Origin of the sequence: Pseudomonas pichavaramensis (assembly GCF_050473265.1) — a bacterium.
Classification (GTDB): Bacteria; Pseudomonadota; Gammaproteobacteria; order Pseudomonadales; family Pseudomonadaceae; genus Aquipseudomonas.
The window spans coordinates 1-12453 of record NZ_JBJKFJ010000024.1 but is presented as its reverse complement, the minus strand read 5'-3'; the positions used below and the strand labels follow the sequence as shown (position 1 = coordinate 12453).

The window sequence follows — 12453 nt, the reverse complement described above, 5'->3', positions numbered from 1 at the left end:
TGATTCGCGCCATTATCTTTCGAATCGAAACTTAGCGAATGTCGAAGCGCAACACACCGCAACGTCGTCACACCATTCTCGCTCTGCTTGCCGAGCAGGGGGAGGTGTCGGTGGACGCGTTGGCGCAGCACTTCGCGACCAGCGAGGTGACCATTCGCAAGGACCTCGCCGCACTGGAGAAGAACGGCTTGCTTCTGCGTCGCTATGGTGGCGCCGTACCCATGCCGCAGGAACTGATCGGTGACGGTGCGCAGCCAGTCTCGCCGCACAAGCAGGCCATCGCTCGTGCAGGCGTGGCGCGCATCCGCGAGCACGCGCGAATCATCATCGACAGCGGCACCACCACGGCGGCGATGATCCCCCAGCTCGGCTACAAGCCGGGGCTGGTGGTGATGACCAACTCGCTGAACGTGGCCAATGCGCTGCGTGAGCTCGAGCATGAGCCAGTACTGTTGATGACTGGCGGCACCTGGGACCCGCACTCGGAATCCTTCCAGGGCCAGGTCGCCGAGCAGGTGCTGCGTTCCTACGACTTCGACCAGCTGTTCATCGGTGCCGATGGCATCGACCTGGAGCGTGGCACCACCACCTTCAACGAGCTGCTGGGCCTGTCCCAGGTCATGGCCGAAGTCGCGCGAGAAGTGATCGTCATGGTCGAGAGCGACAAGATCGGCCGGCGTATTCCCAATCTGGAACTGCCCTGGGGCAGTGTCCATACCCTGATTACCGATGACCGTCTGGAGCAACAGGCGGCCGAGCAACTTCGAGCGCGGGGCATCCAGCTGATCCTTGCGCCACTGCACGACTGAGGACAGAAACATGTGTGGAATCGTAGGTGCCATCGCTGAACGCAGTATCACCCCCGTTCTGGTTGAAGGACTCAAGCGCCTGGAATACCGCGGCTACGACAGTGCCGGTGTGGCGCTGCTGACCGAGCAGGGGCTGCTCGACCGTCGCCGTCGGGTCGGCAAGGTCAGCGAACTGCAGGCCGCCCTGCAGGATGAGCCGCTGCTTGGCCACCTGGGTATCGCTCACACCCGTTGGGCCACCCACGGCGCGCCCAGCGAGCGCAATGCGCACCCTCACTTCTCCGGTAACGAACTGGCGGTGGTGCACAACGGCATCATCGAGAACCACGAAGCGCTGCGTGAGCGCCTCAAGGGCCTCGGCTACGTGTTCACCTCGGATACCGATACCGAGACCATCGTCCACCTGCTCGACCACAAGCTGCAGCAACTGGGTGATCTGACCGCTGCGCTCAAGGCCGCCATTCCCGAGCTGCATGGCGCCTATGGTTTGGCTGTGATCAGCGCCAAGCAGCCGGATCGCCTGCTCGCTGCACGTAGCGGCAGCCCGTTGGTGATCGGTCTGGGCCTGGGCGAAAACTTCCTCGCCTCCGACCAGCTGGCCCTGCGTCAGGTCACCGACCGTTTCATGTACCTGGAAGAAGGTGATATCGCCGAGATCCGTCGCGATCAGGTACAGATCTGGGATGCAGCCGGCCAACCGGTGCAACGCGAGACCGTGCAGTACCACGAAGGCGCCGAAGCTGCCGACAAGGGCGAATACCGCCACTTCATGCTCAAGGAGATCCACGAGCAACCCAAAGTCGTGCAGCGCACCCTGGAAGGCCGTCTGGGCAGTGATCACGTGCTGGTACAGGCCTTCGGCCCGCAGGCTGCCGAGCTGTTCGCCAAGGTCAGGAACGTGCAGATCGTCGCCTGCGGTACCAGCTACCACGCCGGCATGGTCGCCCGTTACTGGCTGGAAGAACTGGCCGGGATTCCCTGCCAGATCGAGGTCGCCAGCGAGTTCCGTTATCGCAAGGTCGCGGTGCAACCTGACACCCTGTTCGTCAGCGTGTCGCAGTCCGGGGAGACCGCCGACACCCTGGCCGCGCTGCGCAACGCCAAGGAGAAAGCGCCGGGGCAGGGCGGTTATCTGGCCAGCCTGGTGATCTGCAACGTCGGCACCAGCTCGCTGGTACGCGAATCCGACCTGTGCCTGCTGACCCAGGCCGGCCCGGAAATCGGCGTCGCCTCGACCAAGGCCTTCACCACCCAACTGGTCGGCCTGATGCTGCTGACCCTGGCCCTAGGACAGGTGCACGGTACCCTGGACAAGACGCTGACTGCCGAACTGGTGGAAGAGCTGCGTCGCCTGCCGACCCGACTCGGCGAAGCGCTGGCGATGGACAAGACCGTAGAGAAAATCTCCGAGCTGTTCGCCGAGAAGCACCACAGCCTGTTCCTCGGCCGTGGCGCACAGTACCCGGTGGCCATGGAAGGGGCGCTCAAGCTCAAGGAAATTTCCTACATCCACGCCGAAGCCTATCCGGCTGGCGAGCTCAAGCACGGCCCGCTGGCCCTGGTCGACGCCGACATGCCGGTGGTCACCGTGGCGCCGAACAACGAGCTGCTGGAGAAGCTCAAGTCCAACCTGCAGGAAGTGCGTGCACGCGGCGGCGAGCTGATCGTCTTCGCCGACCAGCAGGCTGGCATGAGCGATGGCGAGGGCACCCATGTAGTGGCCATGCCGCATATCCATGACCTGCTGGCGCCGATCCTCTACACCGTGCCGTTGCAGCTGCTGTCCTACTACGTCGCTGTACTCAAGGGTACCGACGTCGATCAGCCGCGCAATCTGGCCAAGAGCGTGACCGTGGAATAAAGCCGCTCTCAACGCCTCGGCAGTGATGTTTAGGAATGAAGTCGGTTATTAAGCAATGAAGTCGGTTCGATCACGGAACGATCGAACCTGGCCCCCTCGTTCATCTCATAGTGTTTTTCTATGCTCTGCTTGCAGCCCGATGAAGCTTTGAACTCATTTTATTCAAGGCTCGTATTTTTCTTGCAGAATCCTAAGGCAAAGTACTTGGATTCCTTATTTGGGGTGTCTACTAACTTTACCCACTGGACCCCATCTAAAGCCAGAATATTTACTTATGAAATTGGCTGGGGTGGTCACAAAGCATTTAATTTTCTTCTTAATAGGCATACTACTTATCATCGCTATGAGTTCTCTGTAGATAGATTTGGTTGCTATGATCAGTACATATACTGGAAGAAAAGCCACTTTGGTTTTGCGGAATATATAGGTCTCGATCCCGTGAGATTCTGTCCTCTTTGCGTAAGAGAGGATTATGAAAACCTAGGTTTTATTTACTGGCGTAGAAATCACCAGGCGAGGGATGTGACAGTCTGTGGTACGCATAATCTAGAGCTTTTTGAGTCGTGCGGGGGGTGTTCAAGGCTCTATGAGACAAAGAATAATTATCTCGATATTCAATGGGTTGGGTGCGAGTGTGGATTTGATTTTTTGCAGGTCGAAGCCAAGCCTAATCATGATCCAGGAGCTTTGAGGCTTGCGAGATTTCTGGATGATTTATATAGGTGCGAATTCCAGATTTATAAGCGAGATAGATACAGAGTAATTGATCATCAGATTAATAAAATAGGGCTTAGGACTGCGGCCGATTACTATGACTATCTAGGCGCGCTGCTAAGGCCAAAATTGCTCAGTGAGCTATTTAGAAAAATAGAAAGAAATAAAGAGTCTGGGGCAAGCAATTTGTTTTCGAGAGAATACGAATACATGGCGAGCCTGTTTTGTAGTTTTGATGAAATGTCCCTAGCACTGGATGAAATAGGCGCAGAGAAGTACCCTATCAGCAAGTCCTGTTATCATGCTACATATTAGGAAGGACCATAGTGGTAGGCTACGCCGGATTGCTATCGCCTACCGGAGCAGCTTAAATAGTTGGTACCTGGACATTTGCAGGTGCGTCAGGATAGAAAGCTTCAAACTTGTCATGTGGGAAAAGTGACCGAATTTTATACACCGCATTGGCGAGGAATTGTGTCTTCTCCACATCGGCGTAGTCTCCACTGTATCTGCCCGAGAAGAAGTTGACCTCCCAGTATCCGCTCTTGGGCTTGATTTCTCCCGCAATCCGGGCAGCCTGCATACCTGTCATACTGGGATGGCCGAGCTCCTCAGGCGCCGGAATGTCTTCGGCGATGAAAAGCACACCATCCTTTCCAATTGCCCAGATAAGCTTGCTCTTAGAGGCTGGGTCGTTGGCAGCCGCATCAGCCACCCTTTGATAGGCCTCATGAACCTCAACCAAACGGATCTGCTGAGGATCCCAGAACTTCTTCGCGGTCGGGTTGGTACCCTTCCCGTTACGCGCAACCTCGTTTTCCTTAATGTGGTTGGGCGCACGCAACGTACCATACATGCTGTTGAGATGGCTTTCATAGTCATCTCGGCGCTGCTTGACGGCTCTGGTGAATGCTGGGAAGAAGTGCTGGTCATCTAGGCCGGCGACTTGACTCTCCTGACCAATGAATCCGGCCAACATCGCATCTGCATAAATCGGGTCAAGAATGTAAATACCCGAAACCGCGTTGCCCAATGGAATATCGGTGGCATCCAAAAACACCCGGAAGGCAGGCTCTGAATTCCAGTAGACGTCAATTTGCCACTGCAGGCGTGCCAGGTTGCCAGTCAAGAAACCGAGCTTCTCCTTCCTCCAGCGAATCATCCGCTCTTCATCGAGGGTGTACGTACCTAGGACGTCACCGATGTTTCGATTTGTGCGGTGCTGGCGAACATCGTCCCGAGCTCGAGCAATCGACGCCAGTTTTACCTCGTAATCGACCGCAGGAACATCGATGCCGAGCATAGGGCAGATTTCATCCTTCAAGTATCCAATAACTTGGTCACGGATCCGCTCTGCTGTGCCGTGAGCGAATTTGAAATCGATGCGTGTCTTTCTATCTGCCGGGATGATCGAGATGTCTGGAACGATGATCTCATGCGGCTTTACCCACGTGGTTGCATCAGCCTCACGGATGGACATTGCTAGCCCCCAGCGACCTTTTGCGGCGTCAGGAGTAGCCGTTCCGAGATAGTCTTCAACCATGACGATTTCTGACCGTGCGTAAGGGCCAAGGCGGTCATCATGCACGTATACCCACTTTGAAGCATCTCGGAAGTCGTAACCCAGAGCAGTGATTGCATGTCCGGCTTTTACATGCTCTCCAGACTCATTGGGCTCCACGCCATATACTGTACCGGTCAAAATGACAGGCAGGTCGCTATCGATATGAGCAATGAGGTAGTCCCGGAAGGACTCCTGGGTTGATTGCTCGAGGTTAGTGTTGTGATAGCGCAGCCCCTCAACATCCAGCGTTCGCTGAATTTGCTTGTTGGTCAGCTCTTTGTTCGGGAAACCATTACTGGAGCCATCCACAAAATTCAAAGCAGCGGTGGTGATCTCGCTGCAAGACTTGATGTCCTTGACCCCTCGGCCTGGCAAGCTATGCAGCGCCGTCCAAATGGCAGTTGTGGCACAAGCTGCGACAACCTTGTCCTGCTCTTGGAAGGCAATGGAATTGATCGTAAGTTTGATGCCGAAGAGGTTCACATCGTAGGGTTTATCGATTTTTTTCTTGCCCTCACCTCGGTCACCACTTACACGCAGGCATGTTTTACCCACGAATGTCCGAGTGAGAGGCTTGATCACCATGAAGCCGAGGTAGTGGGACTGCAGTTGCTCTACAGTCCTCACTGCGTTCTCATCGTCGTCATCGGCCAACACCACACCTGCATCTCCAGCAAGCAAGGCATCAAGCCGCTTGTGAGTCAGATCGCAGTTGAAGAAGTGAAGCCGAGCGCATTTGTAGCCATCGTTGCCGAAGCGCCCCAGATAAAAGCGTGAGTAGTCTTCAAGGAAATCGCGGTCAATGTACTCATGCTCGAGCAGGATGCTCCCTACTGTCTTCTTATCCTTCGGAATCTCGGGCATGAAGGATTTCAGATAGTTGTAGATGTACGTGATCTGAGGTTTATCGAAAATGTCAGCATGATCGTAGCCATAAGGCTCATGAATCAAAGCTGCCAGCGTCGCTTCCTCGAAGCTGGTGATGAGATATGGAGTCATTATGATCGCGCAAAAAAAAGCAGCCCATAAGGCTGCTTTTGAATGAAGAGATGGGTTAAAGGCTGCAGGTCTTGGCCAGCAGAGACGCAGTGACTTCTTGTTTAGCGAATTCACGTGCCAGACGGTTGTTGGTGTCGGCCATGCGATCACGAGCCGCCTTCAGGCTGGCTTCATGAGAACCGTTGCGCCTACGGGTCTCTTCGATCATACGCTCCAGAGTCATAGCTCCATCCTCTAAGAATATTGATTCCAAGGTGCATCAGCGAATCCAAATGCGCGACCACTGAACCCATTGGACAGCAACATCGTACAGACGCGCTTGCGGCTGCGGCGCGGATTATTGAATCCGATCGCCAAGCTCCACAAGCAGTACCCTTCGTTAGCCGACAAGTGGCATTACGACTGTAGTTCAGAGCGAGCGAAAGCTCCAAGGTTCACGAACATACAGCCTCAGGATCTGCCAAACGGTAGCGCCGTCACAGTTCTGCTCTTCCCAAGCAAGGCTGGACGCATCTCCCGCTAGGAGGCACTGAAACGCCAAAACCTCCATCACAGAGGTGCCCTAGCTAGGCAAAAATCATTGGATAAATCGAGTATGGCACAAGGCAATCATACACTTAAAGTGTAATTTGCCATCTCTTTTGCACCATTACGGTGCGAAAGTGATGGTGTTCTGCCTCTGCAACGCTACGAGCCAGCGTGGTGGCGACCCACTTGGAGGGAGAAGAAAGAGTGGGGAGTTTGTTGAAAGGCCCCCTTCCTCCAGCACGGGCCCCTCCTTATATAGATACGTCTCTGGTCGTTGCCAGGGATCAGAACCCGAGCCATTTCTTGAGCTTGCCGATAAAAGACGGTACCTCGGTCTGCTCCCGGGCCTGTGGTGCCGGCTCACGAACCACGTGCTGCTCCGACCTGCTCGATTGCGCTCGTGCTTTCGCTTCGGCATCACGCTTGCGCCCGGCATTGATCGCCGCCTGGGACATGCCGCCGGCCCACTCAATGCGGCCAGATCGCACCCAGTAATGAGAGCGGCACTTGAATGACCAGTTGCCTATAGAAGGCTTGAGCGAGACCGTTTCCCCATCGAATGACATCTGCCAATCGGTTGGTGAGAACGGGGTGATCACCTTGTTGCCGCAACCACAGGCGCACAGGTGTGCTGCAGTTGCGAACTCCATTGCTAAGTACAGCTCACCGGGCTCCAGCTTCTGCGGAAAGCTCTCAACGAATTGAGGGACAAGTCTCTTGATGGTCATGGGCGCTCCTCACTGTTGCCCATATCGTTAAGGTTGGTCGAGTAGGTGAAGTGGTCAGCCTGGACTTGGTCAACGTAGAACCCACAGAGACGTTTCCAGGTGCCAACTGCGAGTACCGCGTTGAGTGCATTCAAGTCGGCGATCTGAATGTTCGAGCGATAGGCATCTTCTGCAGAGTTCTCGGTGAGCGGCATGGTGCGATTTGCGTGCTCATGATGCCCGGGCGTGAGAGTCGTTACGCGGCACATCCCCCAGACCTGTTGCGTATCCCCCACTAGGTGTACACCCATGCCGACATCAAGAAGCGAGGTTCGCGTACCTCGAAGTGCTTTCACCACCAAGTCCCGCACGGTAGCGTTATCGACACTGAGGAACACGTAGTCGAAGGTCCCCAGTCCAGCGACATTTCCAGCAGTGATCATGCACGGATGGGCATTGATGTTGCGGTGCATCTCCCCATACTTTTCCTTCAGATACTCGACCTTTTTCATTCCCCGTTGAAGGTCGGTGAAGGAAACAGCACCGGGGTAGCGAAACGCATTGTGCTGCTGGAGCACATCTCCATCGTATAGATGGATCTCCGCCACTGGCGTTTTGGCTACCTGATCCAAGATGTATGCTCCGGTACCGCCTAGCCCAACCACTGCGACCTTCAGCCCCTTGAACCTCGCGGTGGGTGCTCCGATACCGGCGCGTGCCGACGCAGTGTCGGTGTAAGCGAAAACCGTATCCTCCGCATCGGATCGGAATGGTGCAAAGGTCTTGGCAGTGATGTCGTTGTCTATCGCCTGAGCCTGGCCACTCAGAATCGAAACGTAGATCGAGACCTTCTCGTAGTAATCGGCATAGTTACCCGCCTTGGGCTTGGCCGAGAAATAGTGGTTCACGACCAAATCTGGCAGAAGCTGATTAGTACTGCTGCTGTTGATGATTTGTTCAAGGGGGCGCCCCTGCGAATCGCAAGGGAGGTCACCAATGAAATGTGCCGTATGGTCGCTCGGACTGACCGCTACATCAGCGGTCAGATTGAGCGCCATCACCAACACGCCTTTGCACACCTGGCGCTGAGCGTTCACGTAGGGCACATCCCGAACCAAGAGATAACCTTCTTTGGTCTCCAGGTTGTACCCCTCGTTACGCAGGCGCAGGAGGTGAGGACTACGACTTATCAGTTGGTGTGACATTGAAGTGCATCCCCTTCTTGATACGGACGTGTTGGCCATCGACCAGATTGGTCATGGAGTTACCATCGTGGCCTTTCGCAAACGTAACGGTGAACTGAGCGTTCGGATCCGGTACCGCTTCCGGGTAGGCCAGCCGCACCACTTCCCAGTAAGTGAGGTTGCGCGAGTGGACGAGCACAGGTTGTGTGTTCACGAACACCTTGATGTTGATTTCCACCGCGGCGAAGTGCTCGACGCCAGGTCGGGCCAAATCGAAGAGATCGCGGTCTTCAATCAGCTCATCGTCATCACCTGGGATGACCAAGAGAATGTCGTATTTCTGAGCGTCCACACCGGCTAGTTTCTTCAGGGTGCGACCAGAGATGCGCTGGGCACCCCAGTCCTGAGCCCGTCCATCGATGAAGAAACGGAAGGTGCGGTCGCTTTTGAACGCCAGGAACTTCTCGATGCCAGCCTGGCGTAGGTCAGTGGTCTCACCGGGGCTAAGCAGCTCCAAATGCCCGTTGGTGAGCACCTGGAACAGCAGGTACTCGTCAACCGGGCGGAGCTCAGCCGCCTCCAACACCTGTTGCCCGGTCGGAACAGGATCCGCGATCACCAGGGGCCGATACTCCAGCGCATCATTACCGAGCTGGATTTTGTAAGGGCCGTGGTCACGCACCTCGCGGCCCGCCAAGACGGCGGCAGCCACGTCCTCAACCTCGAAATCGTTCAATTGACTCATGTGTGAATCCTCGTATCTGAACAAAATGGGTTGTTGCCTAAGCAGGCAACACCGCCGCCTTTAAAAAACGACCCAAAGGTCGTTGCCCAGCCAGACAACAGTGGACTTCAAAAAAAAGCCGCTTATCATGGATCATGAATCGCGAGCTGTTGTCTGGATAGGCAACAGACTACTCCCGCCCGTTCGGGCAATGCAAGAGGTTGGAGAAAAAAATGGATTTGGCCGGGTTCATCGCTGCCATGCGTGAACGGAAGGAGCTGAGTTTTCGTGAATTAGAGAGACGTGCAGGCGACTTGGATCACGCATACATTTGGAGGTTGGAGAAGGGAGATCGAGCAGCACCCTCTGAGGAAGTCGTCGACCGCCTGAGTCATGCGCTCGAGTTGGATGAGCGCGAAATAGAAGTGTTCAAGCTGCTGGCCAAGTCGGTCACGGTTGAGGATTCCCTCTACCGCCTAATGGTCTCTCGGGTGGACATCCCATGGATGGATTTTGAGGACGTTGCAACAATGAGCTTCCGAGGTGAGCGCCCCAACACCGAGGATGCCTGGCTCAAGCGGATCGAACTTATTCAACAAATGTAACGACGAGGAGCTTCATGGACGAAAACGTCGTGATCTCACGGGCTAGAAAGCTTCTGCAGGACACCGGCATCAAGTCGGCACCCGTGGATGTTGAGGCGCTTGCGCTTCACTTAGGGTTCAAGGTTTCGCGTAAGGAGCTACCCGACGGTGAAGCAGGTAGCACCTTTGAAAGGCGTGGCCAGAAGCACATTCTGGTCAACGAAAAGGACGGCGTCGTTCGACAGCGTTTTACGATCCTTCATGAGATTGCACACCACGTCCTTGAGCTTCCGTCTAAGCACGGCGAGAAGGTGCCTGGTGACGAGCTCGAGCGCTTCACGGGGCGTCACCCGGAAGAGGTCTCATGTGACCTTTTTGCCGCCGAGTGCTTAGTTCCGTGGGCAATGATCCGGCCGTTTACTGAGGAACGGGAATTCTCCTTGGAAAGTCTTGCAGAGCTTGCTGATCACTTCCAGGCCTCCCGCTCCTGCATCGCGTCCAAGTTCGTGCAGGCTGCTGAAGGCCATCTAGCTTTCGTTGTTGCGGAAGATGGCGTGGTCAAATACTCGATAGGCTCGAAAGCCTTACGCGATGCCAGGGTGTGGATCACTAAGGGGATTTCGCTTCCCCAGCACTCAGCCGCAGCCAAGGCGCACAGAACCGGCATCAGCGGCCTACATGAGGCGGATATCGAAGGGACTGATTGGAGTACCAGTGATGATGCTCGGCGCTTCGCCTGTTACGAACAAGCCACCTACCACGCCCCAACTAGGCAGACCCAGTCGATCTTGAATTTCGAAGAGCTCGATCCTCGCCCTGTGTCGAACGGCTATCGTGCGAGAAATGACGATGATGACCTTCTGGAAGAGCTTGATGGTCGGCCGGGCTGGTCTAAGTATCGGTAGTGGCCTTAGAAGAATTAAAAAGCGAACCATGGTGCCATAGGCTCCGCTTACCTAGCGCCTCCCAAGGGAGTCCAACGGAACGTCCTAGGTCTAGGGGCGAAAGCCCCGGCATAGGTGTTGCGCCTATCCACCTGCGCAACGTTCGCTCGCACTCTCTTCGCAGGCATTTTCTCGTTCGTGTTGCTGGTCTTGGGAGCCCCTCTGAACTGGCGTCATTGTGTAGCTGTCAGCGCGAAGGAGCAGCGCGAGGGTAACCAGGATGGCAAGGCGTAGAAGGTGCAGGGCTCTGTACATAGAAAGCTCGAAGTCGATGAGATCGACCTCCTATTTATGAGCTTTTCATTTTCAAAACCACTCAACTTGGTGCTTTTGCTCGCCCCTATGAATAGGCCTAGGCACCCCAGCGCTAGTGGAAGGTATGCCGGCAGAGTGGTGACTCTGCCGGCGCGCGCCGTCACAGCAGCCCGTAGTCGGCCTCGTCTAGATCCTCGTCACGCCAGCTGTCGTCGGCTCCGGCCGAGCCGCTAGCGTCAAGGAATACCAGTCCAGCGCGACCGGCTTTGCCGTAGACAAGTCGCCCGCGGCAATTCATGACGTGTCCGTTGTACATGCGATCGCCTTCGGGGTCGTACTCGCCTTCCATGACCCCATCGGCCTCGATTATCCATTCGTCAATCGCTGCCCACAGATCCGCAGTTGGCAGGCACTCATCGGCCATGTAGGGCTCGTCGGTGTATGAGGCGTTGCTTTCTGCCATTGCACCGGCGACGTCGTCATCGCTATAGATCACTTCGGCTAGTGCCTGCCGGGCATGCGAATCATAGAAATCGCTCAGGCCGACATACACGCTCACGCCCTTGGCGCTGGCTTTGATAGCGTCGATGCAGGCAGCGACCACCATCGAACTGAGGCTGAGCTCTGTGACGCGTGTTTCACCCATCGCCTTGTTGAGCACGAGGATCTCGGCATCTTCGAGGTAGTAGGTGCGGTTTGTGTCCGCTTCTTCCGTTGCGAGTGCTGCATAGGTGCGGTACCCCAGCAGCGCGGCAATGACCTCGATGAGGTGGGAGCGTTGGACGGAAAGGCCTTGAGTTGCAAGAGCCTTAGAGGCCGCATAGGCGGCAGGAGATGCGTAGTTACTCATCTGGGGACTCCGTTGCTGTTCATGCGCGCTGGACCTTTTGTCACTGTCGAACAGCCGGTACCCCGGATGGTTGAGAGCGAGGATGTTGCGGGTACTGCAAGTGCCTGTTTCAAGCTGTCCAGAACTTAGGCGGGCGCCTAGTCAGGGACGCTACGCCTGAAGGTTTACTGCTGCAACAGTCTTGATCGCAACCGGACGAATGGGCCTGGCTGCCCCGACCATTCGCGAGAGAATTTTTTGCATCTGTGTCGAGTGATTGGATGGCTGGCGTAAGCGCTTACTCGCGGCTTGGTAGTAGCCATGCTGCTAGTGATTGCTGTCGATCATCTGTGCCAACAACGCCAGCATCGCCAGCAGCTGTAAGGGATGTCGAAACAGAAGCCACAGGAAAAACCACATCAGGAATATGATGTTGAATGCCCAGAACAACAGTTCAGCGGATGGATTCATGGGGGCGAGCCTCCTTTTAGATCTCATGGCTTTACCTCTAATAGCCCCCGCCTAGTGAACAATTTGGTGGGTTTCGCCCAAATTTTTCTAAACCCGACCTGAACGGCGCCTCACCGAGTACCTCTCTGACATCGAGTTTTCTGCTGCGAGCCACCTGCTTCGGATTGGATGGCCGCAGCTAAAGGCCGTCAGGAGCTGCAGGCTAAGGGCCCTTAGCGGTTCTATAACCCGAGAATCAGCTGAACCAGCTTCTTTGTGCGTGAGTAGCGTTCCTTGGCAT

General features: G+C 55.6%; 12 protein-coding genes. 5 read left to right on the top strand and 7 right to left on the bottom strand.

Annotated features, from left to right (window positions below; genetic code table 11):
• Positions 1–38 precede the first annotated feature (38 nt).
• The 3 genes from ACJRW5_RS24380 (at position 39) to ACJRW5_RS24370 (ending at position 3699) form a co-directional block, all read left to right on the top strand.
• The gene (locus ACJRW5_RS24380) at positions 39–809 is read left to right on the top strand and encodes a DeoR/GlpR family DNA-binding transcription regulator (protein ID WP_484573060.1); all 771 of its coding nucleotides are present in this window, start codon (positions 39–41) and stop codon (positions 807–809) included.
• A 10-nt stretch (positions 810–819) separates the two neighbouring features.
• Entirely contained in the window at positions 820–2670 is a 1851-nt protein-coding gene (gene glmS, locus ACJRW5_RS24375; RefSeq protein WP_484573059.1) for a glutamine--fructose-6-phosphate transaminase (isomerizing), read from the top strand.
• A gap of 120 nt (positions 2671–2790) precedes the next feature.
• On the top strand, positions 2791–3699 hold the full coding sequence (locus ACJRW5_RS24370; RefSeq protein ID WP_484573058.1) for a TniQ family protein: 909 nt from the start codon (positions 2791–2793) through the stop codon (positions 3697–3699).
• 52 nt (positions 3700–3751) lie between these two features.
• On the opposite strand, the gene ACJRW5_RS24365 is transcribed toward ACJRW5_RS24370, so the two are convergent.
• The 5 genes from ACJRW5_RS24365 to ACJRW5_RS24345 all read right to left on the bottom strand — a co-directional run bounded on the left by ACJRW5_RS24365 (position 3752) and on the right by ACJRW5_RS24345 (position 9111).
• Positions 3752–5947, bottom strand: coding sequence for a hypothetical protein (locus ACJRW5_RS24365; protein ID WP_484573057.1), 2196 nt, complete (start codon positions 5945–5947; stop codon positions 3752–3754).
• 55 nt (positions 5948–6002) lie between these two features.
• Entirely contained in the window at positions 6003–6170 is a 168-nt protein-coding gene (locus ACJRW5_RS24360; protein ID WP_484573056.1) for a hypothetical protein, read from the bottom strand.
• Between the two features lie 589 nt (positions 6171–6759).
• On the bottom strand, positions 6760–7203 hold the full coding sequence (locus tag ACJRW5_RS24355) for a ubiquitination-like system serine protease family protein (protein ID WP_484573055.1): 444 nt from the start codon (positions 7201–7203) through the stop codon (positions 6760–6762).
• Entirely contained in the window at positions 7200–8387 is a 1188-nt protein-coding gene (locus ACJRW5_RS24350) for a ThiF family adenylyltransferase (protein WP_484573054.1), read from the bottom strand. The genes ACJRW5_RS24355 and ACJRW5_RS24350 overlap by 4 nt, the downstream gene beginning before the upstream one ends.
• Positions 8362–9111, bottom strand: coding sequence for a multiubiquitin domain-containing protein (locus tag ACJRW5_RS24345; protein WP_484573053.1), 750 nt, complete (start codon positions 9109–9111; stop codon positions 8362–8364). Before ACJRW5_RS24345 ends, ACJRW5_RS24350 begins: the two co-directional genes overlap by 26 nt.
• 212 nt (positions 9112–9323) lie before the next feature.
• Between ACJRW5_RS24345 and ACJRW5_RS24340 the strand changes: the two genes are divergently transcribed.
• Together ACJRW5_RS24340 and ACJRW5_RS24335 are read left to right on the top strand one after the other, a co-directional pair.
• The gene (locus ACJRW5_RS24340; RefSeq protein WP_484573052.1) at positions 9324–9695 is read left to right on the top strand and encodes a helix-turn-helix domain-containing protein; all 372 of its coding nucleotides are present in this window, start codon (positions 9324–9326) and stop codon (positions 9693–9695) included.
• A 14-nt stretch (positions 9696–9709) separates the two neighbouring features.
• The gene (locus tag ACJRW5_RS24335; protein ID WP_484573051.1) at positions 9710–10579 is read left to right on the top strand and encodes an ImmA/IrrE family metallo-endopeptidase; all 870 of its coding nucleotides are present in this window, start codon (positions 9710–9712) and stop codon (positions 10577–10579) included.
• Positions 10580–11033: 454 nt separating this feature from the next.
• Here ACJRW5_RS24335 and ACJRW5_RS24330 read toward each other — a convergent pair whose 3' ends face one another.
• Entirely contained in the window at positions 11034–11723 is a 690-nt protein-coding gene (locus ACJRW5_RS24330) for a hypothetical protein (RefSeq protein ID WP_484573050.1), read from the bottom strand.
• A gap of 306 nt (positions 11724–12029) precedes the next feature.
• Entirely contained in the window at positions 12030–12173 is a 144-nt protein-coding gene (locus ACJRW5_RS24325; protein ID WP_484573049.1) for a hypothetical protein, read from the bottom strand.
• Positions 12174–12453 lie beyond the last annotated feature (280 nt).

Coding starts and splice junctions, on each gene's coding strand:
- ACJRW5_RS24380 (WP_484573060.1), top strand. CDS start 39: ATGTCGAAGCGCAACACACCGCAACGTCGTCACACCATTCTCGCTCTG.
- glmS (WP_484573059.1), top strand. CDS start 820: ATGTGTGGAATCGTAGGTGCCATCGCTGAACGCAGTATCACCCCCGTT.
- ACJRW5_RS24370 (WP_484573058.1), top strand. CDS start 2,791: ATGCTCTGCTTGCAGCCCGATGAAGCTTTGAACTCATTTTATTCAAGG.
- ACJRW5_RS24365 (WP_484573057.1), bottom strand. CDS start 5,947: ATGACTCCATATCTCATCACCAGCTTCGAGGAAGCGACGCTGGCAGCT.
- ACJRW5_RS24360 (WP_484573056.1), bottom strand. CDS start 6,170: ATGACTCTGGAGCGTATGATCGAAGAGACCCGTAGGCGCAACGGTTCT.
- ACJRW5_RS24355 (WP_484573055.1), bottom strand. CDS start 7,203: ATGACCATCAAGAGACTTGTCCCTCAATTCGTTGAGAGCTTTCCGCAG.
- ACJRW5_RS24350 (WP_484573054.1), bottom strand. CDS start 8,387: ATGTCACACCAACTGATAAGTCGTAGTCCTCACCTCCTGCGCCTGCGT.
- ACJRW5_RS24345 (WP_484573053.1), bottom strand. CDS start 9,111: ATGAGTCAATTGAACGATTTCGAGGTTGAGGACGTGGCTGCCGCCGTC.
- ACJRW5_RS24340 (WP_484573052.1), top strand. CDS start 9,324: ATGGATTTGGCCGGGTTCATCGCTGCCATGCGTGAACGGAAGGAGCTG.
- ACJRW5_RS24335 (WP_484573051.1), top strand. CDS start 9,710: ATGGACGAAAACGTCGTGATCTCACGGGCTAGAAAGCTTCTGCAGGAC.
- ACJRW5_RS24330 (WP_484573050.1), bottom strand. CDS start 11,723: ATGAGTAACTACGCATCTCCTGCCGCCTATGCGGCCTCTAAGGCTCTT.
- ACJRW5_RS24325 (WP_484573049.1), bottom strand. CDS start 12,173: ATGAATCCATCCGCTGAACTGTTGTTCTGGGCATTCAACATCATATTC.